The 26,256-nt window shown below is 63.5% G+C and carries 34 protein-coding genes and 1 pseudogene; 34 read left to right on the top strand and 1 reads right to left on the bottom strand.

Annotation, left to right across the window (positions count from 1 at the left end):
- The first annotated feature begins 159 nt into the window (after positions 1-159).
- Together ACNJYB_RS23920 and ACNJYB_RS23915 are read left to right on the top strand one after the other, a co-directional pair.
- Positions 160-2,220, top strand: a complete 2,061-nt coding sequence (locus ACNJYB_RS23920) for an FAD-dependent oxidoreductase (RefSeq protein WP_439368801.1) — start codon at positions 160-162, stop codon at positions 2,218-2,220.
- A gap of 133 nt (positions 2,221-2,353) precedes the next feature.
- Complete coding sequence (locus tag ACNJYB_RS23915; RefSeq protein WP_439368799.1) at positions 2,354-4,387, top strand: ABC transporter ATP-binding protein; 2,034 nt, start codon at positions 2,354-2,356, stop codon at positions 4,385-4,387.
- On the opposite strand, the gene ACNJYB_RS23910 is transcribed toward ACNJYB_RS23915, so the two are convergent.
- Positions 4,303-5,553 (bottom strand): FAD-dependent oxidoreductase, encoded by a 1,251-nt coding sequence (locus ACNJYB_RS23910; protein ID WP_439368798.1) that lies wholly within the window; start codon positions 5,551-5,553, stop codon positions 4,303-4,305. The genes ACNJYB_RS23915 and ACNJYB_RS23910 overlap by 85 nt on opposite strands.
- A 669-nt stretch (positions 5,554-6,222) precedes the next feature.
- On the opposite strand from ACNJYB_RS23910, the gene rpsL reads away from it, so the two are divergent.
- The 32 genes and pseudogenes from rpsL to rplQ all read left to right on the top strand — a co-directional run bounded on the left by rpsL (position 6,223) and on the right by rplQ (position 25,952).
- Positions 6,223-6,594, top strand: a complete 372-nt coding sequence (rpsL, locus tag ACNJYB_RS23905) for a 30S ribosomal protein S12 (RefSeq protein WP_007603006.1) — start codon at positions 6,223-6,225, stop codon at positions 6,592-6,594.
- 15 nt (positions 6,595-6,609) lie between these two features.
- Positions 6,610-7,080, top strand: coding sequence for a 30S ribosomal protein S7 (rpsG, locus tag ACNJYB_RS23900; protein ID WP_018647239.1), 471 nt, complete (start codon positions 6,610-6,612; stop codon positions 7,078-7,080).
- Positions 7,081-7,113: 33 nt separating this feature from the next.
- Complete coding sequence (fusA, locus tag ACNJYB_RS23895; protein ID WP_439368797.1) at positions 7,114-9,186, top strand: elongation factor G; 2,073 nt, start codon at positions 7,114-7,116, stop codon at positions 9,184-9,186.
- Positions 9,187-9,226: 40 nt separating this feature from the next.
- Positions 9,227-10,417 carry an elongation factor Tu gene (gene tuf / locus ACNJYB_RS23890; protein WP_235545631.1) on the top strand — a complete coding sequence of 397 codons (1,191 nt, stop codon included), beginning with the start codon at positions 9,227-9,229 and terminating at the stop codon, positions 10,415-10,417.
- An 81-nt stretch (positions 10,418-10,498) separates the two neighbouring features.
- Positions 10,499-10,807: a 30S ribosomal protein S10 gene (rpsJ, locus tag ACNJYB_RS23885; protein ID WP_002712302.1), complete on the top strand. Its 309-nt coding sequence runs from the start codon at positions 10,499-10,501 to the stop codon at positions 10,805-10,807.
- Between the two features lie 51 nt (positions 10,808-10,858).
- A complete protein-coding gene (rplC, locus tag ACNJYB_RS23880; protein ID WP_008549275.1) occupies positions 10,859-11,572 on the top strand; it encodes a 50S ribosomal protein L3 in 714 nt (237 codons plus the stop codon).
- A gap of 1 nt (position 11,573) precedes the next feature.
- Positions 11,574-12,194 carry a 50S ribosomal protein L4 gene (rplD, locus tag ACNJYB_RS23875; protein WP_018647243.1) on the top strand — a complete coding sequence of 207 codons (621 nt, stop codon included), beginning with the start codon at positions 11,574-11,576 and terminating at the stop codon, positions 12,192-12,194.
- Entirely contained in the window at positions 12,191-12,493 is a 303-nt protein-coding gene (locus tag ACNJYB_RS23870; RefSeq protein WP_183245047.1) for a 50S ribosomal protein L23, read from the top strand. Before rplD ends, ACNJYB_RS23870 begins: the two co-directional genes overlap by 4 nt.
- Positions 12,494-12,505: 12 nt before the next feature.
- Positions 12,506-13,339 (top strand): 50S ribosomal protein L2, encoded by an 834-nt coding sequence (rplB, locus tag ACNJYB_RS23865; RefSeq protein WP_060736369.1) that lies wholly within the window; start codon positions 12,506-12,508, stop codon positions 13,337-13,339.
- 12 nt (positions 13,340-13,351) lie between these two features.
- Positions 13,352-13,630 carry a 30S ribosomal protein S19 gene (rpsS, locus tag ACNJYB_RS23860; protein ID WP_008136357.1) on the top strand — a complete coding sequence of 93 codons (279 nt, stop codon included), beginning with the start codon at positions 13,352-13,354 and terminating at the stop codon, positions 13,628-13,630.
- 10 nt (positions 13,631-13,640) lie between these two features.
- A complete protein-coding gene (rplV, locus tag ACNJYB_RS23855) occupies positions 13,641-14,027 on the top strand; it encodes a 50S ribosomal protein L22 (RefSeq protein WP_008549264.1) in 387 nt (128 codons plus the stop codon).
- A gap of 17 nt (positions 14,028-14,044) precedes the next feature.
- Positions 14,045-14,770, top strand: coding sequence for a 30S ribosomal protein S3 (gene rpsC / locus ACNJYB_RS23850; RefSeq protein ID WP_080137238.1), 726 nt, complete (start codon positions 14,045-14,047; stop codon positions 14,768-14,770).
- A 30-nt stretch (positions 14,771-14,800) separates the two neighbouring features.
- Complete coding sequence (gene rplP, locus ACNJYB_RS23845; protein WP_018647247.1) at positions 14,801-15,214, top strand: 50S ribosomal protein L16; 414 nt, start codon at positions 14,801-14,803, stop codon at positions 15,212-15,214.
- 5 nt (positions 15,215-15,219) lie between these two features.
- A complete protein-coding gene (gene rpmC / locus ACNJYB_RS23840; protein ID WP_011088144.1) occupies positions 15,220-15,426 on the top strand; it encodes a 50S ribosomal protein L29 in 207 nt (68 codons plus the stop codon).
- A 13-nt stretch (positions 15,427-15,439) separates the two neighbouring features.
- The gene (gene rpsQ / locus ACNJYB_RS23835) at positions 15,440-15,688 is read left to right on the top strand and encodes a 30S ribosomal protein S17 (protein ID WP_008549247.1); all 249 of its coding nucleotides are present in this window, start codon (positions 15,440-15,442) and stop codon (positions 15,686-15,688) included.
- Positions 15,689-15,772: 84 nt separating this feature from the next.
- Positions 15,773-16,141: a 50S ribosomal protein L14 gene (gene rplN, locus ACNJYB_RS23830; RefSeq protein WP_007603030.1), complete on the top strand. Its 369-nt coding sequence runs from the start codon at positions 15,773-15,775 to the stop codon at positions 16,139-16,141.
- Entirely contained in the window at positions 16,141-16,455 is a 315-nt protein-coding gene (gene rplX / locus ACNJYB_RS23825; RefSeq protein WP_439368793.1) for a 50S ribosomal protein L24, read from the top strand. Before rplN ends, rplX begins: the two co-directional genes overlap by 1 nt.
- Positions 16,448-17,005, top strand: a complete 558-nt coding sequence (gene rplE / locus ACNJYB_RS23820) for a 50S ribosomal protein L5 (RefSeq protein WP_211406466.1) — start codon at positions 16,448-16,450, stop codon at positions 17,003-17,005. Before rplX ends, rplE begins: the two co-directional genes overlap by 8 nt.
- A 46-nt stretch (positions 17,006-17,051) precedes the next feature.
- Positions 17,052-17,357 carry a 30S ribosomal protein S14 gene (rpsN, locus tag ACNJYB_RS23815; protein WP_018647251.1) on the top strand — a complete coding sequence of 102 codons (306 nt, stop codon included), beginning with the start codon at positions 17,052-17,054 and terminating at the stop codon, positions 17,355-17,357.
- Between the two features lie 14 nt (positions 17,358-17,371).
- Positions 17,372-17,770, top strand: coding sequence for a 30S ribosomal protein S8 (gene rpsH, locus ACNJYB_RS23810; protein WP_018647252.1), 399 nt, complete (start codon positions 17,372-17,374; stop codon positions 17,768-17,770).
- Between the two features lie 16 nt (positions 17,771-17,786).
- On the top strand, positions 17,787-18,320 hold the full coding sequence (gene rplF / locus ACNJYB_RS23805) for a 50S ribosomal protein L6 (RefSeq protein WP_439368791.1): 534 nt from the start codon (positions 17,787-17,789) through the stop codon (positions 18,318-18,320).
- A gap of 11 nt (positions 18,321-18,331) precedes the next feature.
- Positions 18,332-18,694 carry a 50S ribosomal protein L18 gene (rplR, locus tag ACNJYB_RS23800; RefSeq protein ID WP_008549238.1) on the top strand — a complete coding sequence of 121 codons (363 nt, stop codon included), beginning with the start codon at positions 18,332-18,334 and terminating at the stop codon, positions 18,692-18,694.
- Positions 18,695-18,738: 44 nt separating this feature from the next.
- The gene (rpsE, locus tag ACNJYB_RS23795) at positions 18,739-19,332 is read left to right on the top strand and encodes a 30S ribosomal protein S5 (RefSeq protein ID WP_008136332.1); all 594 of its coding nucleotides are present in this window, start codon (positions 18,739-18,741) and stop codon (positions 19,330-19,332) included.
- Between the two features lie 23 nt (positions 19,333-19,355).
- Entirely contained in the window at positions 19,356-19,562 is a 207-nt protein-coding gene (gene rpmD / locus ACNJYB_RS23790; RefSeq protein WP_439368790.1) for a 50S ribosomal protein L30, read from the top strand.
- Between the two features lie 18 nt (positions 19,563-19,580).
- Positions 19,581-20,066: a 50S ribosomal protein L15 gene (gene rplO / locus ACNJYB_RS23785; RefSeq protein ID WP_018322273.1), complete on the top strand. Its 486-nt coding sequence runs from the start codon at positions 19,581-19,583 to the stop codon at positions 20,064-20,066.
- Positions 20,067-20,313: 247 nt separating this feature from the next.
- Positions 20,314-21,645 (top strand): preprotein translocase subunit SecY, encoded by a 1,332-nt coding sequence (secY, locus tag ACNJYB_RS23780; RefSeq protein ID WP_439368788.1) that lies wholly within the window; start codon positions 20,314-20,316, stop codon positions 21,643-21,645.
- 382 nt (positions 21,646-22,027) lie between these two features.
- Positions 22,028-22,222 (top strand): annotated as a pseudogene (locus ACNJYB_RS23775) (preprotein translocase subunit SecY); the annotation flags it as partial.
- A gap of 111 nt (positions 22,223-22,333) precedes the next feature.
- On the top strand, positions 22,334-23,203 hold the full coding sequence (locus ACNJYB_RS23770; protein WP_439375631.1) for an adenylate kinase: 870 nt from the start codon (positions 22,334-22,336) through the stop codon (positions 23,201-23,203).
- Positions 23,204-23,389: 186 nt separating this feature from the next.
- Positions 23,390-23,758: a 30S ribosomal protein S13 gene (gene rpsM, locus ACNJYB_RS23765; RefSeq protein WP_018647258.1), complete on the top strand. Its 369-nt coding sequence runs from the start codon at positions 23,390-23,392 to the stop codon at positions 23,756-23,758.
- Between the two features lie 122 nt (positions 23,759-23,880).
- Positions 23,881-24,270: a 30S ribosomal protein S11 gene (rpsK, locus tag ACNJYB_RS23760; RefSeq protein WP_007603045.1), complete on the top strand. Its 390-nt coding sequence runs from the start codon at positions 23,881-23,883 to the stop codon at positions 24,268-24,270.
- 112 nt (positions 24,271-24,382) lie between these two features.
- Positions 24,383-25,414, top strand: a complete 1,032-nt coding sequence (locus ACNJYB_RS23755; RefSeq protein WP_018647259.1) for a DNA-directed RNA polymerase subunit alpha — start codon at positions 24,383-24,385, stop codon at positions 25,412-25,414.
- Between the two features lie 121 nt (positions 25,415-25,535).
- Positions 25,536-25,952, top strand: coding sequence for a 50S ribosomal protein L17 (gene rplQ, locus ACNJYB_RS23750; RefSeq protein ID WP_080137232.1), 417 nt, complete (start codon positions 25,536-25,538; stop codon positions 25,950-25,952).
- Positions 25,953-26,256 lie beyond the last annotated feature (304 nt).

Below are 26,256 nucleotides of genomic sequence, written 5' to 3'. Positions count from 1 at the left end.
AGGCCGGCGCAAGCCGGCCTTTTTGCTGCTTTCTTTGCTTGCTGCGTTGCAGGATCAACCTTTGTTCATCTTTCCTTCAGAAGCAAAAGCGCTTCTGCTAGGGAAGCTTAGACCGGTGGATCCCGTGACGGGGGCAGGGCCGGAGACCACGGAACTGATGTGCTTGACCTCGCAATCGTAGGCGGCGGCCCCGGCGGGCTGATGAGCGCCTGGTATCTGAAACGTAAGCTCGGCGACCTCTGCCGCGTCACCATCTTCGAGGCGTCGGACCGGCTCGGCGGCAAGATCCTCACGCGAAAGTTCGATTCCGCGCCCGCGATGTACGAGGCCGGTGTTGCCGAGATCTACGACTACTCGATGACGGGTCCGGATCCGCTGCGCGAACTGATCCAGCATTTCGGCCTGCAGACGATTCCGATGGATGCCGAGCAGGTGCTGTTCGGCGGCGAGCTGCTCGACGACGTGCCCGGCATGCGCCGCAAATACGGCGCCAAGACCGCGGCCGCGATCGAGGCGTTCCGTAAGCGCTGCACCGAAGTGATGTCGCCGATCGAGTATTACGAAGGCGTCGGCGCACACGACAACGAGAATCCCTGGGCCTACAAGACCGCCGAGCAGGTGCTCGACGAGGAGGTCGAGGACGACACTGCAAAGCGTTTCTTCAAGGTGATGGCGCGCTCGGACATCGCGACCGAAAGCCACAACACCAACGGCCTCAACGCGCTCAAGAACTATCTGATGGACGTCGACGGCTATATCGGCCTCTATTCCATCCAGAACGGCAACGAACAGCTGATCGAGTGCCTGCAGTCGGAGGTCAATGCCGACATCGAGCTCAATCATCGCGTGCTCACCGTCGGCAAGGCGCCGACCGGCCGCTACCAGCTCAAGATGATGAACGGCAAGGGCCCGGAGACGCGCGACTTCGACCTCGTGCTGGTCTGCCTGCCGCATTCCTGGCTCGCCACCATGGGGTGGGAAGGCGAGCAGCTGCGCAAGTCGATGGTCAAGCACGTCTCGTATTTCGACCGTCCGGCGCACTATTTGCGCGTCTCGATCCTGTTCGACGAGCCGTTCTGGGGCGAGAAGATTCCCGGCGCCTGGTTCATGTCGGAAGCCTTCGGCGGCTGCTGCGTCTACAACGAGGGCGCGCGTCACGATGTCGGCAAGCATGGCGTCTTGAATTGGCTGATTCCCGGCTCCGACGCGCTGGCCTTCGCCAATCTCTCTGATCAGGAGCTGATCGACGCCGCGCTGAAATCGCTGCCGGCCTCGCTCGGCGATGCCCGCGCGCATTTCATCGAAGGCAAGATCCACCGCTGGCTGTCGTCGGTGAATGCGCTGCCTGGCGGTCTGCCCGTGCGCGACGTCATGACCAATCACCGGCCGGAGCCGAAGGAGCATCCCGGCATCGTCGTGGTCGGTGACTACCTGTTCGACTCGACGCTGAACGGCCTGCTCGACTCCTCGGATGCGGCCACCGACATCATCCTGACCGAGATGATGCGCCTGCGCCGCGAACGCGCGCAGCAGGATAAGCCGCTCTCCGACAAGATCGACCGCGACTATTTCGAGAACTATCGCGGCATCGGTCCCTATCACGCGGTGTGGCAGCACTTCACCGATCCCGATTATCTGACAAAGCTGATCGGCATCGTCTGGGGCAAGGCCAAGGGCTCGAAGCTTCTTGTCGCGGGCTCGGCGAGTGGGGAACTGGTCGGCGCGCTGCGCGAGCGCGACATCGATGCCTGGGGCATCGAGAACAACCGTGCCGTCCATGCCAAGACGCCGAAGGCGCTGAAGAAGTACAACAAGCTCGGGTCGGTCACCGACATGCCGTTCAAGGACGGCAGCTTCGATTTCGTGTTCGAGACCAGCCTGTGCCATGTGCCCCCGAAGCAGGTGGTCCGCGCGATCCGCGAGCTCAACCGCGTAGTCAAGACCGGCCTCGTGTTCGGCTCGGTCACCTCGGACATGGCGCCGGCTCTGATCGACCGCTACGACCTGCTGCGCGGGGTCAAGAAGCTCGGCACCTGGTGGGAGTGGTCCGAGCTGTTCTTCGGCAACGGCTTCGATCTGTCGATGCACCGCAAGGACTGCACGGATGCGCTCTGGGAGGCGACGCTCGCCGCCGGCAAGGGCCCGGGCCAGTGGTACGCCGACGCGGACTCTTTGCGTTATTCGTTCTTCGACAAGGTCGAGGACGAGGACGACGACTAGCCCTCAAGATCGGGTGAATTCGCCAATTGCTTTGCCGAATTCATCATGATCGCATAGAATCGGTGCGATAGCGGCTCTCTGCTGTCTCATGCTTTCTCTGCGGTCATGCCGGCCGTCAGCATCGGTTGGTTTCATGGCGTCCAAGCCTCTCTCGCCCGACAAACAGAAGCTCGCCGCCGAAGAGGCGGCCGAGCTCGACGACAAGCTCGCCTCCACCGCCAAGCCCGATCTCGAAGAGGCCGAGGACGACGAAGACGAGGCGGATGACGAGCTGGAGCTCGACGACGACGATGAGGACGAGGACCTCGTCGTCTTTACCGCACGCGAGGCCGCCGGCGCGCTCGCGACCATCCTGGGTTTCGTCAGGCCCTATCTGACCAACTACAAGCGGATGCTGTCATTCGTGGCGTTCGGCGTCGTCGTCGAGACGCTGTTCAACGTCATCATGCCGCTCAGCCTGAAGTACCTGATCGACGACGCGCTCGGCGAGGAGGATTTCCAGGCCCTGTACAAGATCCTCGGCGTGCTCGCGGCCGCCGGCATCTTCACCTCGATCGTCGCCGTCTGGTACGAGCGCTGGGACGCGCGGCTGGCTGCCTGCATCATCTCCGACGTCCGCAAGCGTCTGTTCGAGCACGTCCAGGACCTGCCGGCAGCCTATTTCGGCCGCACCAAGCGCGGCGAGATCCTGTCGCGTTTCTCGGTCGACCTCTCGGCCTTCGAGAGCTCGGTGAAAAGCTTCGCCAACAGCGCCGCGCTGCCGTTCCTGGAATTGATCGCCGGCATCATCCTGATGGTGTTCCTGAACTGGCAGCTCGCGGTGGTCGCGCTGCTGGTATTCCCGATCACGCTGATCGGCCCGCGCATCCTCACTCCGAAGGCGGTGCAGGCCAATTACGAGCAGAAGCAGAACGAAGCCGCGCTGCTCGGCATGGTGCAGGAGAACATCGGCGCCCAGGCGGTGATCAAGGCGTTCAGTCTCCAGCGCAAGATGTTCAGCTTCTTCAGGTTCCGCAACGACGAGACCCGCAACAGGATCGCCTCGGCCGCGTTCCTGTCGACCATGGTGGAGCGGACGGTCACCATTTCGGTCTTGCTGCTGCACCTCGTGGTGCTTGCGATCGGTGCGTATCTGGCGACCAAGGGCCAGATCACCATCGGCACCTTCGTCACCTTCGAGAGCGCGTTCTGGGAGGTCTCCTACAACATCGCCCACGTAATGCATTTCATCCCGGTGTCGATCTCCTCGGCCGCCGCAATCCGCCACATCCAGGAGCTGCTCGACGAGCCGACCCGCGGCGCCGATCGGCCCGGCGCGCCCGATCTGCCGCGCATTACCCACGACATCACTTTCGACCGCGTGACATTCCAGTACGAGGGCAGCCAGACGCCGGTGCTGGACAATCTCAGCCTCAAGCTGAACGTCGGCAAGAGCATCGCCATCGTCGGCCCGTCGGGCTCGGGCAAGAGCACGCTGCTCAACCTGATCCTGCGGCTGTACGTGCCGGACGAGGGGCGCGTCACCATCGACGGCGTCGATGTCCGCAAGGTCACCCTGGATTCGCTGCGCCGGAGCATGGCCGTGGTGTTCCAGGAGAACATGCTGTTCAACATGTCGATCCGCGAGAACATCCGGCTCGGCAAGGAAGGCGCGACCGACGCGGAGGTGGAGGAGGCGGCCAAGAAGGCCGAGATCCACCGCTACATCATGAGCCTGCCGCAGCGCTACGACACGCAGGTCGGCGAGCGCGGCGACACGCTCTCGGGCGGCCAGCGCCAGCGTATCGCGATCGCACGTGCGATCATCCGCAATCCGTCCGTTCTGCTGCTGGACGAGGCCACCTCGGCGCTCGACCAGACCACGGAAGCCGCGATCAACCGCACGCTGCTGAAGGTCGCCAAAGGCCGCACCATGATCTGGTCGACCCACCGCCTGACCTCGGTGGTCGAGATGGACGAGATCATCGTGATTTCAGGGGGCAGGGCGATCGAGCGCGGCTCGCACGCCGAGCTGCTCGCCAAAAACGGCACCTATCGCCAGCTGTGGAACGACCAGATCCACCAGCCGCACGGCGCTGTGGCTCAGGCCGACGACGACAGTGACGATGACGACGAGGATGAAGACGACCTCGCGGATGATGAGGACGAGGACGACGAGGAGGAGTGACCGAGGAAGTTCGGCTCCAGATCGAAGGCGCCTCCGAGCGGCCGCAGCAGCCCCTGGACCGACCACGCGATGAAGCGCGCCCAGCGCTGCGCCGCCCAGTAGGGGCTCCTCTCAGTCGAGACTGAGCGGAAGTCGAACGCCTTCGCCGCCGACCATTCGTCGCAAGCCCGCTTGACCGGATCGGTGTAGAACGAGGCGAGCTTGGCGGCATCCATCCCGTCGGAGGCCAGCCATCGCGGGATGTAGACGTTGCAGAGCCGCTCGACGTCGGTGAAGACCTTGTCGCAGCCGGTGCCGGCGACCGGGCAGGAGGTCGAGAAGGCATCGCCCACCAGCACGAGGCCGGGCTGGCCCCTTGCATCGTTCACATAGAGATCGACCGGGCGGATCTTCAGCTCGCCGGGGATGTCGAAGAGGCCGGTGATGCGCTTGAGCCGGGGCAGGGCGGCATGCAGAGTCTCGGCCGGGACGCGGCGCAGCTCGCGCAGCCAGGGATCGTCGAAGCCGCGATACACGAACAAATTGGCGCGCATCCGCGGGCCGATCGGAAACAGCGTGATGTAGGGGATGCGGTCACTCGGCCGCTCCGAAAAATAGGTGAGGGCCGGAAAATCGAACGCATTGCGCCCGGCCGGGACAACGTCGAATCCGATCGAGATCGAATGGCAGGCGCTGACGGTTTTTCGCGCGATGCCGAGCTGGTGGCGCAGGCCGACATTCAGCCCGTTGGCGAGCACGACCAGGCGGGCCGAGATGGTCTCGTCGTCGGACAGCGTGATCCTCTGCCGCTCCTCGCTCGTCTCGATCGCGATCGCCTTGGCAAAGATTCGCTCGACGCTCGCAGGAATCTCGGCGCGGATGGCGTTGACCAGGGAATCGTAGAGGATGTTGAACTGCCGGCTCGGTGCCTTGTCGAGCAGCCGGCCGAATCTCGCGATCCAGTTCTCGCCCGAATAGGTCGCGCGCCGCAGCACTGATTCTGCGATTCCGGTCTTCAGGAATCGCTCGACCTGCACCTCGCCACTGAGTTTTTCGACCCTGAAGTCGGCCGGATAGGTCTCATGCGGATCGATCAGCACGGTCGAAACGCCGGCGCGGCCGAGCATCGCGGCGGCGGTCGAGCCGGACAATCCCCCGCCGATGATGGCAATGTCGGTGTACCGCATGGCGCAAATCTCTGCCGAAGCCGGCAGATTGCCGCATCAACAGGAAAAAAAGCCTTAGCGCGCGTCATAAAAGTATATTTCGTCCGGACATAAATAGGCTGCTGGGCTAGCGGAGGACGCCCGGTGTTCCCATATCAGGCAGGCGTGGTGAGGCGGTAAACGTTGATTTCGATAGGCGCGAGAAGCGTTTTGGGACTGTCGTTTCACCTTGACTTGACCGATTCTCACTTATAGAAAGCGCCTCACTTAACGACAGGCGGTGAGCATCGCCAGCGTCGGAACGGGCCACCCGTTTGATCCTTTGGGATCGCAAGACGGGCACCAACCTCGACGAATGCCGCTCAAACGCTGTCGATCATAGCTAGGCAATGCCAGTGCGATTTTAGTTCTCTTGAGCAGGTTCTCTTGAGATCGAACTCGGATGCATGACCTCGGTACGCGGGCCGCAGCTTTACGCTGATCGGCCTCAATATCGCGGTCCTCTGTGGCGTCGAAGCGCTTTCCGCTCGTTGATGGAGCGGTTGGCGCAATTTCGCTTTGCGCGGATTGTTCCGCGCGAGGCGGCCTCGTCGGGCGGGTGGCCCGAACAGAATTTGCGGTCCCGGGAACGGGCCGCGCCAAGACAGCGGGCCCGCAAGGGGCCGCGGCAGAACAAAGGGTAAGGCCAGGATGCCGACGATCAACCAGCTGATCGCTCAACCGCGGGAAGTGCAGAAGTCGCGCAAGAAGGTGCCGGCGCTGCAGCAGTCGCCTCAGAAGCGTGGTGTTTGCACCCGCGTGTACACCACGACCCCGAAGAAGCCGAACTCGGCGCTTCGTAAGGTTGCCAAGGTGCGCCTGACCAACGGCTTCGAGGTGATCGGCTACATCCCCGGCGAGGGTCATAACCTCCAGGAGCACTCGGTGGTCATGATCCGCGGCGGCCGCGTCAAGGACTTGCCCGGCGTGCGCTACCACATCCTCCGCGGCGTCCTGGACACCCAGGGCGTCAAGAACCGTAAGCAGCGTCGTTCGAAGTACGGCGCCAAGCGTCCGAAGTAAGCGGGAACCAAGCCTATGTCTCGTCGCCACTCTGCGGAAAAGCGCGAAGTTCTCCCGGATCCGAAGTTCGGGAACATCATCGTGACGAAGTTCATGAACTCGGTGATGTACGCCGGCAAGAAGTCCGTCGCCGAAGGTATCGTCTACGGCGCGTTCGGCATCATCGAATCCAAGACCAAGCAGAACCCGCTCGGCGTGTTCGAGCAGGCGCTCGAGAACGTCATGCCGACGATCGAGGTTCGCTCCCGTCGCGTCGGCGGCGCGACCTACCAGGTTCCGGTCGAGGTTCGCTCGACCCGCCGGCAGGCCCTGGGCATTCGCTGGCTGATCGCGGCTGCGCGCGAGCGCAACGAGAAGACGATGACCGAGCGGCTCTCGGCGGAGCTCTTGGACGCTTCGAACAACCGGGGGAACGCCGTCAAGAAGCGCGAAGACGTGCACCGCATGGCGGAAGCCAATCGCGCCTTCTCGCACTATCGCTGGTAACGGCGAAACAAACGGACTCGCAAGGAACACCCCATGCCCCGCCAACATGCCATCGAGGACTACCGTAACTTCGGTATCATGGCGCATATCGACGCCGGCAAGACGACGACGACCGAGCGCATCCTCTATTACACCGGCAAGAGCCACAAGATCGGCGAAGTGCACGAAGGTGCCGCGACGATGGACTGGATGGAGCAGGAGCAGGAGCGTGGCATCACGATCACCTCGGCTGCGACCACCGCCTTCTGGAATGGCAAGCGCCTGAACATCATCGACACTCCCGGCCACGTGGACTTCACCATCGAAGTCGAACGTTCGCTGCGCGTGCTCGACGGCGCCGTCTGCGTGCTCGACTCCAACCAGGGCGTCGAGCCCCAGACCGAGACCGTCTGGCGCCAGGGCGACAAGTACAAGGTTCCGCGCATCGTCTTCGCCAACAAGATGGACAAGATCGGTGCGGACTTCTTCAAGTGTCTCTCCGACATCGTCGATCGCCTGGGCGCCAAGCCCGTCGCGATCCAGCTTCCGATCGGTGCCGAGAACAACTTCAAGGGTCTCGTCGACCTCGTGAAGATGAAGGGCGTCGTCTGGAACGACGAAGCGCTCGGCGCGAAATTCGACTATGTCGACATTCCGGAAGATCTCGTCGACCAGGCCAAGGAATACCGCGAGAAGATGGTGGAAGCCGCCGTCGAGCTCGACGACGACGCCATGGCCGCCTACCTCGACGGCAAGGAGCCGGATGAGGCGACCCTGAAGCGCCTGATCCGCAGGGCGGTGCTGACCGGCGCGTTCTATCCCGTGCTGTGCGGCTCGGCTTTCAAGAACAAGGGCGTGCAGCCGCTGCTCGACGCCGTCGTCGACTACCTGCCGTCGCCGCTCGACGTGCCCGCGATCAAAGGCACCGACGACAAGGGCAACGAAGTCGTGCGCAAGGCGGACGACAAGGAGCCGCTGGCGCTGCTCGCGTTCAAGATCATGGACGACCCGTTCGTCGGCACCATCACCTTCTGCCGCATCTATTCCGGCGTTCTGCAGAGCGGCACCGGCGTCGTGAACTCGACCCGCGAGAAGAAGGAGCGCATCGGGCGCATGCTGTTGATGCATGCGAACAACCGCGAGGACATCAAGGAAGCCTATGCCGGCGATATCGTCGCGCTGGCCGGCCTGAAGGAAGCGCGCACCGGTGACACGCTGTGCGATCCCGACCACCAGGTGATCCTCGAGAAGATGGAGTTCCCCGAGCCGGTCATCGAGATCGCGATCGAGCCGAAGTCCAAGGCCGACCAGGAGAAGCTGGGCGTGGCGCTGGCCAAGCTCGCCGCGGAGGATCCGTCCTTCCGCGTGTCGACCGACCACGAGTCCGGCCAAACCATCCTCAAGGGCATGGGCGAACTCCACCTCGACATCAAGGTCGATATCCTCAAGCGCACCTACAAGGTCGACGCCAACATCGGCGCGCCGCAGGTGGCGTTCCGTGAGCGTATCACCAAGCGGGTGGAGCACAGCTACACCCACAAGAAGCAGACCGGCGGTACCGGCCAGTTCGCGGCCGTGTCGTTCATCGTCGAGCCGAACGAGCCCGGCAAGGGCTTCGAGTTCGAATCGAAGATCGTCGGCGGCGCGGTGCCGAAGGAATACATCCCCGGCGTCGAGAAGGGCCTGGAGAGCGTGCTGTCGTCCGGCGTGGTCGCGGGCTTCCCCGTGGTTGACGTCAAGGTGCAGCTCGTCGACGGCAAGTATCACGACGTCGACTCGTCGGCGCTGGCGTTCGAAATCGCTTCGCGCGCCTGCTTCCGCGAAGCGCTGCAGATGGGCAAGTCCGTCCTGCTCGAGCCGATCATGAAGGTCGAAGTGGTGACCCCGGAAGACTACACCGGCTCGGTCATCGGCGACCTGAATTCCCGGCGCGGCCAGATCCAGGGTCAGGACATGCGCGGCAACGCCAACGTCATCAACGCGATGGTGCCGCTCATGAACATGTTCGGTTACGTGAATAACCTGCGCTCGATGAGCCAGGGTCGCGCGACCTTCACCATGCAGTTCGATCACTACGCAGAAGCGCCGGCCAACGTGTCGGCAGAAGTCCAGAAGAAGTTTGCCTGATTGTCGTCGGTCTCAAGCTGACGATTGAACGGAGAGTCAAATGGCCAAAGCAAAGTTTGAACGTAACAAGCCGCACTGCAACATCGGCACCATCGGTCACGTCGACCATGGCAAGACGTCGCTGACCGCGGCGATCACCAAGATCCTCGCCGAGACCGGCGGTGCGACGTTCACCGCGTACGACCAGATCGACAAGGCGCCGGAAGAGAAGGCCCGCGGCATCACCATCTCGACCGCGCACGTCGAGTACGAGACCACGAACCGCCACTACGCCCACGTCGACTGCCCCGGCCACGCCGACTACGTGAAGAACATGATCACCGGCGCCGCCCAGATGGACGGTGCGATCCTGGTCGTGTCGGCCGCTGACGGCCCGATGCCGCAGACCCGCGAGCACATCCTGCTCGCCCGCCAGGTCGGCGTGCCCGCGCTCGTCGTGTTCCTCAACAAGTGCGACATGGTCGACGATCCGGAGCTGCTCGAGCTCGTCGAGCTCGAAGTCCGCGAGCTGCTCTCGAAGTATGAATTCCCGGGCGACAAGATCCCGATCATCAAGGGTTCGGCGCTCGCCGCTCTCGAAGACTCGGACAAGAAGCTCGGCCACGACGCTATCCTCGAGCTGATGCGCAACGTCGACGAGTACATCCCGCAGCCGGAGCGTCCGATCGACCAGCCGTTCCTGATGCCTGTTGAAGACGTGTTCTCGATCTCGGGCCGCGGCACCGTCGTGACCGGCCGTGTCGAGCGCGGCGTCGTCAAGGTCGGCGAGGAAATCGAGATCGTCGGTCTGCGCGCCACCCAGAAGACCACCGTCACCGGCGTCGAAATGTTCCGCAAGCTGCTCGATCAGGGCCAGGCCGGCGACAACATCGGCGCTCTGCTCCGCGGCACCAAGCGCGAGGACGTCGAGCGCGGCCAGGTTCTGGCCAAGCCGGGTTCGGTCAAGCCGCACACCAAGTTCAAGGCTGAGGCCTACATCCTCACCAAGGAAGAGGGCGGGCGCCACACCCCGTTCTTCACCAACTACCGTCCGCAGTTCTACTTCCGCACCACCGACGTGACCGGTGTCGTGCACCTGCCGGAAGGCACCGAGATGGTGATGCCGGGCGACAACATCGCGATGGAAGTGCACCTGATCGTGCCGATCGCGATGGAAGAGAAGCTCCGCTTCGCGATCCGCGAAGGCGGCCGCACCGTCGGCGCCGGCGTCGTCGCCTCGATCATCGAGTAATTACGAGAAAAGGGACGGCGAGTAGCGAATGGCAACATTCGCTATTCGCTATTCGCCACCCACTGAAGAGAGACCACGGCAATGAACGGCCAAAACATTCGTATCCGTCTCAAGGCGTTCGACCATCGTATCCTCGATACGTCGACCCGTGAGATCGTGAACACGGCGAAGCGCACCGGCGCGCAGGTCCGCGGACCCATTCCGCTGCCCACCCGCATCGAGAAGTTCACCGTCAACCGTTCGCCCCACGTCGACAAGAAGAGCCGCGAACAGTTCGAGATGCGCACCCACAAGCGCCTGCTCGACATCGTCGATCCGACCCCGCAGACCGTCGATGCTTTGATGAAGCTCGACCTGGCCGCCGGTGTCGACGTCGAGATCAAGCTCTAAGATTTTGGATCCCGTTCGCGAAAGCGGACAAAGAGAACAGGAAGCAAGCCGATGCGCTCCGGAGTGATCGCACAAAAGGTCGGGATGACGCGGGTCTTCACGGAGGCCGGCGAACATATCCCCGTGACCGTGCTGAAGCTCGGCAATTGCCAGGTCGTAGGCCACCGCACCGAAGAGAAGAACGGTTACGTCGCGCTCCAGCTCGGTTCGGGCAGCCGCAAGACCGTTTACATGCCCAAGGCCGAGCGCGGCCAGTTCGCGGTCGCCAAGGTCGAGCCGAAGCGCCGGGTCGAGGAGTTCCGTGTCACCGCGGACGCCATGATCCCGGTCGGCGCCGAGATCCAGGCCGATCACTTCGTCGTCGGCCAGTTCGTCGATGTCACCGGCACGTCGGTCGGTAAGGGTTTTGCGGGCGGCATGAAGCGCTGGAACTTCGGCGGTCTGCGCGCCACGCACGGTGTGTCGATCTCGCACCGCTCGATCGGTTCGACCGGTGGTCGTCAGGACCCCGGCAAGACCTGGAAGAACAAGAAGATGCCCGGCCACATGGGTGTCGATCGCATCACCACGCTCAACCTTCGCGTCGTCCAGACCGATGTCGAGCGCGGCCTGATCCTCGTCGAAGGCGCCGTTCCCGGCTCCAAGGGCGGCTGGATCCGTGTGCGCGACGCCGTCAAGAAGCCGCTGCCGAAGGAAGCTCCGAAGCCCGGCAAGTTCAAGGTTGCTGGCGACGCGGACGCCGCTCCGGCTGCGCAGGAGGCGTGAGATGGAATTGAAGGTCACCACCCTCGAAGGTAAGGAAGCTGGCTCCGTTCAGCTCTCCGACGCCATTTTCGGTCTCGAGCCGCGCGAGGACATCATCGCGCGCTGCGTGCAGTGGCAGCTCAACAAGCGCCAGGCCGGCACGCACAAGGCCAAGGGCCGCGCCGAGATCTGGCGCACCGGCAAGAAGATGTACAAGCAGAAGGGCACCGGCGGTGCTCGTCACGGCTCGGCCCGCGTGCCGCAGTTCCGTGGCGGCGGCCGTGCCTTCGGTCCGGTGGTGCGTTCGCACGCCACCGACCTGCCGAAGAAGGTCCGTGCGCTCGCTCTCAAGCATGCGCTCTCGGCCAAGGCCAAGGACGGCGATCTCGTCGTGATCGAGAAGGCCGCGCTGGAAGCCGCCAAGACCAAGGCGCTGCTCGGTCACTTCTCGGGCCTCGGCCTCACCAATGCGCTGATCATCGACGGTGCCGAGCTCAACAACGGCTTCGCCGCTGCGGCCCGCAACATCCCGAACATGGACGTGCTGCCGATCCAGGGCATCAACGTCTATGACATCCTGCGCCGTCAGAAGCTCGTTCTGACCAAGGCCGCCATCGATGCGCTGGAGGCGCGCTTCAAATGACGAAGAACATCGAGCCTCGCCACTACGACGTGATCCTGTCGCCGGTCGTGACCGAAAAGGCGACGATCGCCTCGGAGCACAACAAGGTGCTGTTCAAGGTGGCCGCGAAGGCGACCAAGCCGCAGATCAAGGAAGCGATCGAGAAGCTGTTCGACGTCAAGGTCAAGAGCGTCAACACGCTGGTCCGCAAGGGCAAGGTCAAGGCCTTCCGCGGCAATCTCGGCTCGCAGTCGAACAGCAAGCGCGCGATCGTGACCCTCGAAGAGGGCCACCGGATCGACGTCACCACCGGTCTGTAAGGTCGTACGACGATGGCACTGAAGACATTCAATCCCACGACGCCGGGCCAGCGCCAGCTGGTGATGGTCGATCGTTCGGCCCTCTACAAGGGCAAGCCGCTGAAGGCGCTCACCGAGGGCAAGAAGTCCTCGGGCGGTCGCAACAACACCGGCCGCATCACCGTGCGCTTCCGCGGCGGTGGTCACAAGCAGACGCTGCGTACCGTCGACTTCAAGCGTGAGAAGGTCGACGTGCCCGCGACCGTCGAGCGGCTGGAGTACGATCCCAACCGCACCGGCTTCATCGCCCTGATCAAGTACCAGGACGGCGAGCAGGCCTACATCCTGGCGCCGCAGCGCCTGGCCGTGGGTGACACCATCATCGCCGGCAACTATGTCGACGTGAAGCCGGGCAACGTCATGCCGCTCGGCAACATGCCGGTCGGCACGATCATCCACAACATCGAGGTCAAGATCGGGAAGGGCGGCCAGCTCGCCCGTTCCGCCGGCACCTACGCTCAGCTCGTCGGCCGCGACCAGGACTACGTCATCATCCGCCTGAACTCGGGCGAGCAGCGCCTGGTGCACGGCCGCTGCCGCGGCACGATCGGCGCGGTGTCGAACCCGGATCACATGAACACCTCGATCGGCAAGGCCGGTCGCAAGCGTTGGATGGGCCGTCGCCCGCACAACCGCGGTGTCGCAATGAACCCGATCGACCATCCGCACGGCGGTGGTGAAGGTCGTACCTCGGGCGGTCGCCACCCGGTCACCCCGTGGGGCAAGCCGACCAAGGGCAAGAAGACCCGCACCAACAAGTCGACCAACAAATTCATTCTCCTAAGCCGCCACAAGCGGAAGAAGTAAGGAACGCCGGACATGGTTCGTTCAGTCTGGAAAGGCCCGTTCGTCGAGGGTTCTCTGCTCAAGAAGGCAGATGCCGCGCGCGCGTCCGGCCGTCACGACGTCATCAAGATCTGGAGCCGTCGCTCGACGATCCTGCCGCAGTTCGTTGGCCTGACCTTCGGCGTCTACAACGGTCAGAAGCACGTGCCGGTGGCGGTCAACGAGGAAATGGTCGGTCACAAGTTCGGCGAGTTCTCGCCGACCCGGACCTTCCATGGCCACTCCGGCGACAAGAAAGCCAAGAAGGCTTGAGGATTAAACGATGAGCAAACCTAAGCGCGAACGGAGCCTCGCCGACAACGAGGCCAAGGCGGTCGCCCGGATGCTGCGGGTGAGCCCGCAGAAGCTCAACCTGGTCGCCCAGCTCATTCGCGGCCGGAAGGCTTCCGCTGCGCTCGCCGACCTGCAGTTCTCGCGCAAGCGGATCGCGGTCGACGTGAAGAAGTGCCTGGAATCGGCGATCGCCAACGCCGAGAACAACCACGACCTCGACGTGGACGATCTCGTCGTGGCGCAGGCCTTCGTCGGCAACGGCCTCGTGATGAAGCGCTTCGCCGCCCGCGGTCGTGGCCGTTCGGGCCGTGTCTACAAACCATTTTCGCAGCTGACGATCATCGTTCGTCAGGTCGAAGCCGAAGCAGCGGCGTAAGGGCGCAGGAGAACACGATGGGTCAAAAGATCAATCCGATCGGTCTGCGTCTCGGCATCAACCGGACCTGGGATTCCCGCTGGTTCGCCGGCAAGCAGGAATACGGCAAGCTGCTGCACGAGGACGTCAAGATCCGTGAGATCCTGCACAAGGAGCTCAAGCAGGCGGCCGTCGCCCGCATCGTCATCGAGCGTCCGCACAAGAAGTGCCGCGTCACCATCCACTCGGCCCGGCCGGGCGTGGTGATCGGCAAGAAGGGCGCCGACATCGACAAGCTGCGCAAGCGTGTTGCGGACATCACCTCGTCCGACGTCGTCATCAACATCGTCGAGATCCGCAAGCCGGAGCTCGATGCGACGCTGGTGGCCGAGTCGATCGCGCAGCAGCTGGAGCGCCGCGTGGCGTTCCGCCGTGCCATGAAGCGCGCCGTGCAGTCGGCGATGCGTCTCGGCGCGGAAGGCATCCGCATCAACTGCTCGGGTCGCCTGGGCGGTGCGGAAATCGCGCGCATGGAGTGGTACCGCGAAGGTCGCGTGCCGCTGCACACGCTGCGCGCCGACATCGACTACGGCGTTGCGACCGCGTTCACGACCTTCGGCACCTGCGGCGTCAAGGTCTGGATCTTCAAGGGCGAGATCCTCGAGCACGATCCGATGGCCCAGGACAAGAGAATGGCCGAAGGCGAGACGGGCGGCAGCAGCGATCGTGGTGGCCGTCAGCGCCGCGACACGGCTGCGGCCTGAAGCCAGACAGGAATTTGAGGGCTCAAAGCCATGATGCAACCTAAGAAAACGAAGTTCCGGAAGGCGCATAAGGGCCGCATCCACGGCGTTGCGTCTTCGGGCGCGACGTTGGCGTTCGGCCAGTACGGCCTGAAGGCGACCGAGCCTGAGCGCGTCACCGCGCGCCAGATCGAGGCCGCCCGACGCGCGCTGACCCGCCACATGAAGCGCGCCGGCCGCGTCTGGATCCGCGTGTTCCCCGACGTTCCGGTGTCGAAGAAGCCGGCCGAAGTCCGCATGGGCTCCGGCAAGGGTTCGCCCGAGCTGTGGGTGGCCCGCGTCAAGCCGGGCCGGGTGCTGTTCGAGATCGACGGCGTCAACACCCAGACCGCGCGTGAGGCGCTGACCCTGGCGGCCGCCAAGCTGCCGATCAAGACGCGCTTCGTCGAGCGCATTGCGGAGTAATGGCCATGGCCCAGATGAAGATCGAAGACATCCGCGCGATGAGCCCCGACCAGCAGGATGATGCCATCCTGAACCTGAAGAAGGAGCGCTTCAACCTGCGCTTCCAGCGTGCCACCGGGCAGCTCGAGAACACCTCGCGCCTGCGCGAGGCCCGCCGTGACATCGCCCGGATCAAGACCGTCGCCGCGCAGACGCGCGCGAAGAAGAAGTAAGAGGCTTACGAAGATGCCGAAACGTACTTTGCAGGGCGTGGTCGTCAGCGACAAGCAAGCCAAGACCATCGTGGTGCGCGTCGATCGCCGCTTCACGCACCCGATCTACAAGAAGACGATCCGCCGTTCCAAGAACTATCACGCCCACGACGAGAGCAACCAGTTCAAGCCGGGTGACGTGGTGTGGATCGAGGAATCGAAGCCGATTTCGAAGTTGAAGCGCTGGGTCGTGATCCGGGGCGAACACAAGAAAAGCGCCTGATCTGTTGGCTTTGGCCGACTGACTTCAGGGAAATGTTGAGCGCCGGCTGGGCTGGCGCAAAGAGAAAGAGGACGAGGTGCATCAATGATTCAGATGCAGACCAACCTCGACGTGGCCGACAATTCTGGCGCACGCCGTGTCATGTGTATCAAGGTGCTCGGGGGCTCCAAGCGCCGCTACGCCACGATCGGCGACATCATCGTCGTCTCGATCAAGGAAGCGATTCCGCGTGGCAAGGTGAAGAAGGGCGACGTGATGAAGGCCGTCGTGGTGCGCGTCCGCAAGGATATCCGCCGCGCCGACGGTTCGGTCATCCGCTTCGACCGCAACGCCGCCGTTCTGATCAACAACCAGTCCGAGCCGGTCGGCACCCGTATCTTCGGGCCCGTGCCGCGCGAGCTGCGCGCCAAGAACCACATGAAGATCATTTCGCTCGCGCCGGAGGTGCTGTGATGGCTGCGAAGATCCGCAAGGGCGACAAGGTCGTCGTGCTGACCGGCCGCGACAAGGGCCGCACCGGCGAAGTGTTCGAGGTTCGCCCCGACACCGGCACCGCACTGGTGCGCGGCATCAACATGGTCAAGCGTCACCAGAAGCAGACGCAGGCCCAGGAGGGCGGCATCGTCTCGAAAGAGGCGCCGATCCAACTGTCCAACATCGCGTATGTCGGCAAGGACGGAAAGCCGACCCGCGTCGGATTCAAGATTCTGGCGGACGGCAAGAAGGTCCGCATCGCCAAGAGCTCGGGAGCTGAGATCGATGGCTGAGACCGCCTACACGCCGCGCCTGCGCGCGGAATATGACGCGAAGATCCGCACGGCTCTGACCGAGAAGTTCGGTTATGAGAACGTGATGCAGGTTCCGCGCCTGGACAAGGTCGTGCTGAACATGGGCGTTGGCGATTCCGTCAACGACCGCAAGAAGGCCGAGACCGCCGCTGCCGAGCTGACCCAGATCGCCGGCCAGAAGGCGATCGTGACCTATTCGCGCATCGCGATCGCAACCTTCAAGCTGCGTGAGAACCAGCCGATCGGCTGCAAGGTCACGCTGCGCAAGGCCCGCATGTACGAGTTCATCGATCGCCTGGTGACGGTCGCGCTGCCGCGCGTCCGCGACTTCCGCGGCCTGAACCCGAAGAGCTTTGACGGCCGCGGCAACTACTCGCTCGGCATCAAGGAGCACATCATTTTCCCCGAGATCGACTTCGACAAGGTCACGGAAGCCCGCGGTATGGACATCACCGTCTGCACCACGGCCAAGACCGACGAAGAGGCGAGGGCCTTGTTGACCGCTTTCAATTTCCCGTTCCGGCAGTGAGACGCTGACCTAAAGCCTCTCAAACGCGGATACCCAGGAGCCAAGCATGGCAAAGAAGAGTTCAGTCGAGAAGAACAACCGGCGCAAGCGGATGGTGAAGAACGCCGCCGCCAAGCGCGAGCGGTTGAAGGCGATCATCGCCGACAAGAAGCTGCCGATGGAAGAGCGTTTCGCTGCGACGCTGAAGCTGGCAGAGATGCCGCGCAACTCGTCGGCGACCCGCATCCGCCTGCGTTGCGAGCTGTCGGGCCGCCCGCGCTCGAACTATCGCAAGAACAAGCTGTCCCGTATCGCGCTGCGCGACCTTGGCTCCAAGGGCATGGTCCCGGGCCTCGTGAAGTCCAGCTGGTAAGGAGGGTCGTTTAGATGTCTACGCACGATCCAATCAGCGATCTGATCACCCGCATCCGCAACGCGCAGATGCGCTCCAAGACCAAGGTCTCCACGCCTGGTTCGAAGATGCGCGAGAACGTGCTCGAGGTGCTGAAGTCCGAGGGCTACATCCGCGGTTACGCCACGCTCGAGCATCCCTCGGGCCGCAGCGAGATCGAGATCGAGCTGAAGTATTTCGACGGCGAGCCCGTCATCCGCGAGATCGAACGCGTTTCCAAGCCCGGGCGTCGCGTCTACGCCTCGGTGAAGAATCTGCCGCGGGTCAACAACGGGCTCGGCATTTCGGTGTTGTCGACGCCGAAGGGGATCATGGCCGACCACAGCGCGCGCGACGCGAATGTGGGCGGTGAAGTCCTCTTCACGGTGTTCTGAGAAGGATTTTTCATCCATGTCACGAGTTGGCAAAAAGCCTGTGACGGTGCCGTCCGGCGTTACCGCGACCGTTGATGGGCAGACCGTCAAGATGAAGGGGCCGAAGGGCCAGCTTCAGTTCGTCGTCCACGACGACGTCGAGGTGAAGCTCGAGAGCGGACAGATCAAGGTCAAGCCGCGTGCCGAGACCAACCGCGCGCGCGCCCTGTACGGCACCGCTCGAGCCCAGGTCGCGAATCTGGTCGAAGGCGTCACCAAGGGCTTCGAGAAGAAGCTCGAGATCACCGGCGTCGGATACCGTGCCGCGATGCAGGGCAAGAACCTGCAGCTCGCGCTCGGCTACAGCCACGACGTGATCTATCCGATCCCGGAAGGGATCACGATCACCGTGCCGAAGCCGACCGAGATCACGGTGGCGGGCAGCGACGTCCAGCGCGTCGGCCAGGTCGCCGCGGAGATCCGCGCCTATCGTCCGCCGGAGCCCTACAAGGGCAAGGGCGTGAAGTATGTGGGCGAATTCATCTTCCGCAAGGAAGGCAAGAAGAAGTAACGGAGCCGGTCATGTCCAAAGCCAAGGTTACGAATGCCCGGCGCAAGCGGAGTGTGCGGCTGAAGCTGCGCCGCTCCGGTGGCGGCCGTCCGCGTCTGTCGGTATTCCGCTCGTCCAAGCACATCTACGCCCAGGTCATCGACGACCTGAAGGGCGAGACGCTGGCCTCGGCCTCGTCGCTCGAGAAGGCGATGCGCGACGGCGGCAAGACCGGTGCCGACATCGATGCGGCGAAGGCGGTCGGCAAGCTGCTGGCCGAGCGCGCCGCCGAGAAGGGCGTCAAGGAAGTCGTGTTCGATCGCGGCAGCTACCTCTATCACGGGCGCGTCAAGGCTCTGGCCGACGCCGCGCGTGAGAGCGGGCTGAGCTTCTAACAGAATTTGAGGATTGAGGCGTAAGCCTCTGAAGGATTGGAAAAATGGCAGAACGCGAACAACGTGGTGGACGCGATCAACGCGGCGGCGGACGTGAACGCAAGGAGCGCGAGGAGCGCGACAGCGAGTTCGTCGACAAGCTGGTCCACATCAACCGCGTGGCCAAGGTCGTCAAGGGCGGCAAGCGCTTCGGTTTCGCAGCGCTGGTCGTGATCGGCGACCAGAAGGGCCGCGCCGGCTTCGGTCACGGCAAGGCGCGCGAGGTGCCCGAGGCGATCCGCAAGGCAACCGAGTCCGCCAAGCGCAACCTGACCCGGGTGTCGCTGCGCGAGGGCCGCACCCTCCATCACGACATCGCCGGCCGTCATGGCGCGGGCCGTGTCTACCTGCGTGCAGCTCCGGCCGGTACCGGCATCATCGCGGGCGGCCCGATGCGCGCCGTGTTCGAGACCCTCGGCGTCCAGGACGTGGTGGCGAAGTCGATCGGCTCGTCGAACCCGTACAACATGGTTCGCGCGACCTTCGACGCGCTGAAGCATCAGGATTCGCCGCGTTCGGTCGCAGCCCGCCGCAACATCAAGGTGTCCACTCTGCAGTCGCGCCGTATCGGTGGCGATGCCGAGGCGGCTGCCGACTAACGGAAGCTTTGGAGTAGACTCCCATGGCCAAGGACGCCGCTAAGTCCAGCAAGACGATCAAGCTCGAGCAGACCGGCAGCGCGATCCGCCGCCATCACTCGCAGCGCTCGACGCTGATCGGGCTCAAGCTCAACAAGATCGGCCGCACCAGCGAACTGCCGGACACTCCGGCGGTTCGTGGCATGATCGAGAAGGTTCACCATCTCGTCCGCATTGTCGACGAGAAGTAAGAGACAAGGAGAAGGGCGATGAAGCTCAGCGATATCGCCGACAACGCCGGCTCGCGCAAGAAGCGCATGCGCGTCGGCCGCGGCATCGGTTCGGGCAAGGGCAAGCAGTCCGGCCGCGGCGGCAAGGGCCAGACCGCGCGTTCGGGCGTGCGCATCAAGGGTTTTGAAGGCGGCCAGATGCCGATGCATCGCCGTCTGCCCAAGCGCGGCTTCAACAACATCTTCCGCGTCGAGTTCGCCGAGATCAATCTCGACCGGCTCCAGGAAGCGGTCGATGCCAAGAAGATCGACGCCGGCAGCGTCGTGAACGTCGAGGCCCTGGTGAAGGGCGGCGTGCTGCGCCGCGCCAAGGCCGGTCTGCGGCTGCTCGGCCGTGGCGAGCTCAAGTCCAAGCTCAACATCGAAGTGCATGGCGCCACCAAGACCGCAATCGCGGCCGTCGAGAAGGCCGGCGGTTCGGTGAAGATCCTCGCCCCGGCCAAGGAAGAAGGCGAGGCGGCGTAACAACTGCGTCATTGGCCCGCGGCTCGCGGGCCTTTACGCATGCGGGACGTGGACTTATCGAAGCCGAGCCCCAGATAATGTCCGGCGTCCGCTAAAGCATGATCCGGAAAAGTGTGAAGCGGTTTTCCGAAAAGATCATGCTCGAACGACAGCCTAAAGCGCGATGATGAGGCCTCCTGGTTTCATCGCGCTCTAGTAGCCCGGCCGCGGGCATGACGGCGCAACAGGCGGCGGGAGAAAGTCCAAGATGGTCTCTGCAGCGGAACAACTGGCAGCCAATCTCAATTTCGGCGCGTTCGCCAAGGCCGACGAACTGAAGAAGCGCATCTGGTTCACCCTGGGTGCGCTGCTCGTTTATCGGCTCGGAACCTACATCCCGCTGCCGGGCATCGATCCCAACATCTGGGAGCAGGTGTTCAAGTCCCAGGCGGGCGGCATCCTCGGCATGTTCAACATGTTCGCCGGCGGCGGCATCCACCGCATGGCGATCTTCGCGCTGAACATCATGCCGTACATCTCGGCCTCGATCATCATCCAGCTCCTGACCACCGTCTCGCCGCAGCTCGAGGCGCTGAAGAAGGAAGGTGAGGCCGGCCGCAAGACGCTGAACCAGTACACCCGCTACCTGACCGTGATCCTGGCTGCGTTCCAGTCCTACGGTATCGCGGTGGGTCTCGAAGGCGCAGGCAACGTCGTCAGCGAGCCCGGCATGTTCTTCCGCCTGTCCACGGCGATCACGCTGACCGGCGGCACCATGTTCCTGATGTGGCTGGGCGAGCAGATCACCTCCCGCGGCATCGGCAACGGCATCTCGCTCATCATTCTGTCCGGCATCGTCGCGGAGCTGCCCGCGGCGCTCGCCAACATGCTCGAGCTCGGCCGTCAGGGCGCGATGTCGACCGGCCTGATCCTGGTCGTCATCATCATGGCCGTCGCCGTGATCGCCTTCATCGTGTTCATGGAGCGCGCCCAGCGCCGGCTCTTGATCCAGTATCCGAAGCGTCAGGTCGGCAACAAGATGTTCGAGGGCCAGTCCTCGCATCTGCCGCTCAAGCTCAACACCTCGGGCGTGATCCCGCCGATCTTCGCGTCCTCGCTGCTCCTGCTGCCGACCACGGTTGCGAACTTCAACGCGGGCAGCGGCCCGGAATGGTTCCAGTGGATCACCACCCAGCTCGGCCATGGCCGTCCGCTGTTCCTGATCCTCTATCTCGCGCTGATCGTGTTCTTCGCGTTCTTCTACACCGCGATCGTGTTCAACCCGACCGAGACGGCGGACAATCTGAAGAAGCATGGCGGCTTCATTCCGGGCATCCGCCCCGGCGAGCGCACCGCCGAATACATCGACTACGTGCTGTCGCGTATCACCGTGCTCGGTGCGATCTATCTCGCCATCGTCTGCTTGATCCCGGAGATCCTGATCTCCTACGCCTCGGTGCCGTTCTACTTCGGCGGCACCTCGCTGCTGATCGTCGTCAGCGTCACCATGGACACGGTGGCGCAGGTGCAGGGCTATCTGCTGGCCCATCAATACGAAGGCCTGATCCGCAAGTCGAAGCTGCGCGGTCGCCGCCGCTAGCTGCGGCGTCGCTCCAGTTGAGCAGGAGCTCGCGCGCCGGATCGCTTTCACGATCGGCGCGCTGCTCCTTTTCAGGCTCGGCGCCCAGATCCCCGATCGCGGGAGTCGCGGTGAATGGCGGGGGCGCGACGGACAGGATGGCCCCGGTTTCGATCTTCTCCCTGTCTCTGTTTCCCTATCTGCTGCAGCAATTCTCGTTCAGCTCGCGCTGCGGTGTGGCGCAGGCCGAGGGCGCTCGAACGATCGGGCGAAGCCGGCCGGCGCAAGCTCACGCTGATCATGGAGATTCCGGGTCGAAGCCATCAGCGCGCATCTGCAGTACGGCGACAAGGCCCACATCGTTCTCGGATCGATCGCAGTATTCGCGTTGGCCTTCGTCTACATGGCCTTTGTCATCGACCCCGATCATGTCGCCGAATCGCTTGCCCGGCAGGGCGGCGTGATTTCCGGCGTCTTGCCGGGCGAGGCAACAGCCAGTTATCTCGATCGCATGGTGTCGCCGAGCACCGTGATCGGCGCCGGCTACCTGGCGGCCCTATCGCTGATTCCCGAGGTGTTCTTGGCCTACGGGAACGCGCTGGTTTATAAAATGGGTGGTGGTGCGGCGCTGATTGTGGTTTGCACTATTCTCGATCTTCAAACACAGGTGCGCGAGGTATCGCTCACCAATCCGGGGGGGCGTACGCCGATGAGAATTATACTTCTGGGACCGCCGGGGTCAGGCAAGGGGACCCAGGCGCAGCTCTTGGTGCAGCGCTATGGCATCGTCCAGCTGTCGACCGGCGAGATGCTGCGCGCGGCCGTCGCGGCGGGAACGCCGGTCGGGCTCAAGGCCAAGGAGATCATGGCCGGCGGCGGTCTCGTGCCTGATGACGTCGTGGTCGGAATCATCTCCGATCGGATCGACCAGCCCGACGCCAAGAACGGTTTCATCCTCGATGGCTTCCCGCGCACCGTGCCGCAGGCCGAGGCGCTGGATGAGTTGCTGAAGCACAAGCATCTCAAGCTCGATGCGGTGATCGAGCTCCGCGTCAACGAGAGTGCGCTTCTGAGCCGGGTCGAGACCCGCGTCGCCCAGATGCGCGAGCGCGGGGAGGAGGTCCGGGTCGACGACACTCCGGAGGTTCTAACCAAGCGCCTGGCCAGCTACCGCAGCCAGACGGAACCGCTGATTCACTACTATTCCGAGCGGCGCAAGCTCTCCACCATCGACGGCATGATGGCGATCGACGAGGTCACCCGCGCGATCCACCGCCAGCTCCTGGCGCTCGGGGCGGTGGAACCCAAGACCCACGCCCGCAGCGCGGCCAAATCGGGCCCCGCCAAGAAGGCCAAGGCCGCCAGAAAGCCGGCAATATCGGCTAAAAAAGCGGCCAAAACCTCCAAAAAGGCGGCCAAGAAGGCCGTGGAGGGGACCAAGAAGGCGGCGAAGAAGACCGCCAAGAAAACAGCCAGGAAAACAGCCAAGAAAACGGTCAAAAAGACCGCCAAGAAGACCGTCAAAAAAGGTTCGAAGAAGGGACCAAAAAAGGTCACGAAAAAGCGATCCAAGCGCTAGCAGTGGTTGACGAAAGCCCCTGGAATCCCCTAATAAGCCCCGCATCCAAGTCGGATAGTTTCAGACGATGCCGGGCCCCAGGAAGACCGGGGGTGGGCGTCGTGTTCGCGTTTGTGAACACCTGCCCGAGAAAGCAAGCACTTAAGCCCGATTCCTGACGAGGGATCGGCAACAGGAGAGAAGGCCGTGGCCCGTATTGCCGGCGTGAACATTCCCACCAACAAGCGCGTGCTGATCGCGCTTCAGTACATCCATGGCATCGGCCCGAAGATCGCCGGTGACATCATCGAGAAGGTGAAGATCCCCGAGGATCGTCGCGTCAATCAGCTCAGCGACGCCGAAGTGCTGCAGATCCGCGAAGTGATCGACCGCGACTATCTCGTCGAGGGCGACCTGCGTCGTGAGGTCGGAATCAACATCAAGCGTCTGATGGACCTCGGCTGCTATCGCGGCCTGCGCCATCGTCGCGGTCTGCCGGTGCGCGGTCAGCGTACCCACACCAATGCGCGTACGCGCAAGGGTCCGGCCAAGGCCATCGCCGGCAAGAAGAAGTAAGTTTTCGCATCCAATCGCGGCGTGTGGCGAAAGGGAATGACCCCTTCGCCACGCGCTTTTCGTTCCACAGGTGTAGCCGCTGGCATTACGGCGGCGTTTGAGATCTTCAGGAAAGGGACTCAATGGGCAAGGAAGCCACCCGCGTTCGCCGTCGTGAGCGCAAGAACATCGCCTCCGGCGTTGCGCATGTGAACTCGTCGTTCAACAACACGACCATCACCATCACCGACGCGCAGGGCAACACGATTGCCTGGTCGTCCGCCGGCACGATGGGCTTCAAGGGCTCGCGCAAGTCGACCCCGTATGCCGCCCAGGTCGCCGCCGAGGACGTCTCGAAGAAGGCGCAGGAGCATGGCATGCGCACGCTGGAAGTCGAAGTCGCCGGTCCCGGTTCGGGCCGCGAGTCGGCGCTCCGCGCGCTGCAGGCCGCGGGCTTCACCGTCACCTCGATCCGCGACGTGACCACGATCCCGCACAACGGTTGCCGTCCCCGCAAGCGTCGGCGCGTTTGATACCAAGTTGCGGGCGCATCGGCACCCGCAATGACTTTACTAAGAAGCCGCGGGTGCAACCTGCGGCCTTTCTCCAACGCCAGTGTCTGCAACGGCAGTTCGACTGGCCTGTATGGGTGAAACAGTGACGATCCAGAAAAATTGGCAAGAACTGATTCGGCCGAACAAGCTCCAGGTCACGCCCGGCAGTGACTCCTCGCGTTTCGCGACCATCGTCGCCGAGCCGCTCGAGCGCGGCTTCGGCCAGACCCTCGGCAACGCGCTGCGCCGCATCCTGCTCTCCTCGCTCCAGGGCGCGGCGGTGCAGTCGGTGCACATCGACGGCGTGCTGCATGAGTTCTCCTCGATCGCGGGCGTCCGTGAGGACGTTACCGACATCGTGCTGAACATCAAGGACATCTCGATCAAGATGCAGGGCGAAGGCCCCAAGCGCATGGTCGTGAAGAAGCAGGGCCCGGGCGTCGTCACCGCCGGCGACATCCAGACCGTCGGCGACGTCACCGTGCTGAATCCGGACCTGCAGATCTGCACCCTCGACGAGGGCGCCGAGATCCGCATGGAGTTCACGGTCTCCACGGGCAAGGGCTACGTGCCCGCCGAGCGCAACCGTCCCGAGGACGCGCCGATCGGCCTGATCCCGGTCGATAGCCTGTATTCGCCGGTCCGCAAGGTCTCCTACAAGGTCGAGAACACCCGCGAGGGCCAGATTCTCGACTACGACAAGCTGACCATGACGATCGAGACCAACGGCGCGATCTCGCCGGATGACTCGGTGGCCTATGCCGCCCGCATCCTGCAGGATCAGCTCAACGTGTTCGTCAACTTCGAAGAGCCGCGCAAGGAAGTCGCCCAGGAGATCATCCCGGACCTCGCCTTCAATCCGGCCTTCCTCAAGAAGGTGGACGAGCTCGAGCTGTCGGTTCGTTCGGCCAACTGCTTGAAGAACGACAACATCGTCTACATCGGCGACCTCGTGCAGAAGAGCGAGGCGGAAATGCTCCGGACCCCGAACTTCGGCCGCAAGTCGCTGAACGAGATCAAGGAAGTGCTGGCCCAGATGGGTCTGCACCTCGGCATGGAAGTGCCGGGCTGGCCGCCGGAGAACATCGACGAGCTCGCCAAGCGCTTCGAGGATCACTACTGATCGACTTCACCGTCGCGGCCGGAGAGATCTGGCCGCGATTTTTATGGGCGAACGCAGGAAGCCCACCTGAGCAACTGGTCCGACCAACCGTCGCGGCAGTTCATATGTAAGGAATAGACACATGCGTCACGGCAAGGTTCATCGGAAGCTCAACCGCACGGCCGAGCACCGCAAGGCGATGTTCGCCAACATGGCGGCCGCGCTGATCAAGCACGAGCAGATCGTCACCACGCTGCCGAAGGCCAAGGAGCTCCGTCCGATCGTCGAGAAGCTCGTCACCCTCGGCAAGAAGGGCGGCCTGTCGCTGCGCCGCCAGGCGATCGCCGAGCTGCGCGACGTCGACATGGTCAAGAAGCTCTTCGATACGCTCGCGACCCGCTACAAGGATCGCCAGGGCGGCTACACCCGCATCATCAAGGCGGGCTTCCGCTACGGCGACAACGCCGCGATGGCCGTGATCGAGTTCGTCGATCGCGACGTCGACGCCAAGGGCCAGGATTCCGGTCCGGTGCAGGAGAAGGAAGCCGAGGCGGCGTAAGCCGTTTCAGCGGATACGGATTGAGAACGGCGCCCTCGGGCGCCGTTTTTCATTCCTGCAATGATGCGGATCCGCGAGGCTATTCCTCCTTGATCCCCGCCCGTTGTGCGATCTCCTTCATCTCGGCCGTCTCCTTGCCGATGGTGCCTGCCCAGTTGCTGTAGCGCACGAAGCCCGGTTCGAAGCCGACCTGGGTGAAGCGCTCGATGACTGAAGGGGTGTTGACGATCTCTTCCAGCGTGGTCGTCAGCTCCGAGCTCGGCGAGCGTCGGCACGTCGGGCAAGAATGGCGTGCGCTTGCCCG

This window comes from Bradyrhizobium sp. SMVTL-02, from assembly GCF_051853005.1.
In the GTDB taxonomy this organism is placed as follows: Bacteria; Pseudomonadota; Alphaproteobacteria; order Rhizobiales; family Xanthobacteraceae; genus Bradyrhizobium.
Note: the sequence above shows the minus strand (reverse complement) of the source record. Positions and strands in the feature narration are given on the sequence as shown.

Bases quoted from the DNA above. Each gene is read 5' to 3' on its own strand.
- ACNJYB_RS23915 (WP_439368799.1), top strand. From the start codon at position 2,354: ATGGCGTCCAAGCCTCTCTCGCCCGACAAACAGAAGCTCGCCGCCGAA.
- ACNJYB_RS23910 (WP_439368798.1), bottom strand. From the start codon at position 5,553: ATGCGGTACACCGACATTGCCATCATCGGCGGGGGATTGTCCGGCTCG.
- rpsL (WP_007603006.1), top strand. From the start codon at position 6,223: ATGCCGACGATCAACCAGCTGATCGCTCAACCGCGGGAAGTGCAGAAG.
- rpsG (WP_018647239.1), top strand. From the start codon at position 6,610: ATGTCTCGTCGCCACTCTGCGGAAAAGCGCGAAGTTCTCCCGGATCCG.
- fusA (WP_439368797.1), top strand. From the start codon at position 7,114: ATGCCCCGCCAACATGCCATCGAGGACTACCGTAACTTCGGTATCATG.
- tuf (WP_235545631.1), top strand. From the start codon at position 9,227: ATGGCCAAAGCAAAGTTTGAACGTAACAAGCCGCACTGCAACATCGGC.
- rpsJ (WP_002712302.1), top strand. From the start codon at position 10,499: ATGAACGGCCAAAACATTCGTATCCGTCTCAAGGCGTTCGACCATCGT.
- rplC (WP_008549275.1), top strand. From the start codon at position 10,859: ATGCGCTCCGGAGTGATCGCACAAAAGGTCGGGATGACGCGGGTCTTC.
- rplD (WP_018647243.1), top strand. From the start codon at position 11,574: ATGGAATTGAAGGTCACCACCCTCGAAGGTAAGGAAGCTGGCTCCGTT.
- ACNJYB_RS23870 (WP_183245047.1), top strand. From the start codon at position 12,191: ATGACGAAGAACATCGAGCCTCGCCACTACGACGTGATCCTGTCGCCG.
- rplB (WP_060736369.1), top strand. From the start codon at position 12,506: ATGGCACTGAAGACATTCAATCCCACGACGCCGGGCCAGCGCCAGCTG.
- rpsS (WP_008136357.1), top strand. From the start codon at position 13,352: ATGGTTCGTTCAGTCTGGAAAGGCCCGTTCGTCGAGGGTTCTCTGCTC.
- rplV (WP_008549264.1), top strand. From the start codon at position 13,641: ATGAGCAAACCTAAGCGCGAACGGAGCCTCGCCGACAACGAGGCCAAG.
- rpsC (WP_080137238.1), top strand. From the start codon at position 14,045: ATGGGTCAAAAGATCAATCCGATCGGTCTGCGTCTCGGCATCAACCGG.
- rplP (WP_018647247.1), top strand. From the start codon at position 14,801: ATGATGCAACCTAAGAAAACGAAGTTCCGGAAGGCGCATAAGGGCCGC.
- rpmC (WP_011088144.1), top strand. From the start codon at position 15,220: ATGGCCCAGATGAAGATCGAAGACATCCGCGCGATGAGCCCCGACCAG.
- rpsQ (WP_008549247.1), top strand. From the start codon at position 15,440: ATGCCGAAACGTACTTTGCAGGGCGTGGTCGTCAGCGACAAGCAAGCC.
- rplN (WP_007603030.1), top strand. From the start codon at position 15,773: ATGATTCAGATGCAGACCAACCTCGACGTGGCCGACAATTCTGGCGCA.
- rplX (WP_439368793.1), top strand. From the start codon at position 16,141: ATGGCTGCGAAGATCCGCAAGGGCGACAAGGTCGTCGTGCTGACCGGC.
- rplE (WP_211406466.1), top strand. From the start codon at position 16,448: ATGGCTGAGACCGCCTACACGCCGCGCCTGCGCGCGGAATATGACGCG.
- rpsN (WP_018647251.1), top strand. From the start codon at position 17,052: ATGGCAAAGAAGAGTTCAGTCGAGAAGAACAACCGGCGCAAGCGGATG.
- rpsH (WP_018647252.1), top strand. From the start codon at position 17,372: ATGTCTACGCACGATCCAATCAGCGATCTGATCACCCGCATCCGCAAC.
- rplF (WP_439368791.1), top strand. From the start codon at position 17,787: ATGTCACGAGTTGGCAAAAAGCCTGTGACGGTGCCGTCCGGCGTTACC.
- rplR (WP_008549238.1), top strand. From the start codon at position 18,332: ATGTCCAAAGCCAAGGTTACGAATGCCCGGCGCAAGCGGAGTGTGCGG.
- rpsE (WP_008136332.1), top strand. From the start codon at position 18,739: ATGGCAGAACGCGAACAACGTGGTGGACGCGATCAACGCGGCGGCGGA.
- rpmD (WP_439368790.1), top strand. From the start codon at position 19,356: ATGGCCAAGGACGCCGCTAAGTCCAGCAAGACGATCAAGCTCGAGCAG.
- rplO (WP_018322273.1), top strand. From the start codon at position 19,581: ATGAAGCTCAGCGATATCGCCGACAACGCCGGCTCGCGCAAGAAGCGC.
- secY (WP_439368788.1), top strand. From the start codon at position 20,314: ATGGTCTCTGCAGCGGAACAACTGGCAGCCAATCTCAATTTCGGCGCG.
- ACNJYB_RS23770 (WP_439375631.1), top strand. From the start codon at position 22,334: ATGAGAATTATACTTCTGGGACCGCCGGGGTCAGGCAAGGGGACCCAG.
- rpsK (WP_007603045.1), top strand. From the start codon at position 23,881: ATGGGCAAGGAAGCCACCCGCGTTCGCCGTCGTGAGCGCAAGAACATC.
- ACNJYB_RS23755 (WP_018647259.1), top strand. From the start codon at position 24,383: ATGGGTGAAACAGTGACGATCCAGAAAAATTGGCAAGAACTGATTCGG.
- rplQ (WP_080137232.1), top strand. From the start codon at position 25,536: ATGCGTCACGGCAAGGTTCATCGGAAGCTCAACCGCACGGCCGAGCAC.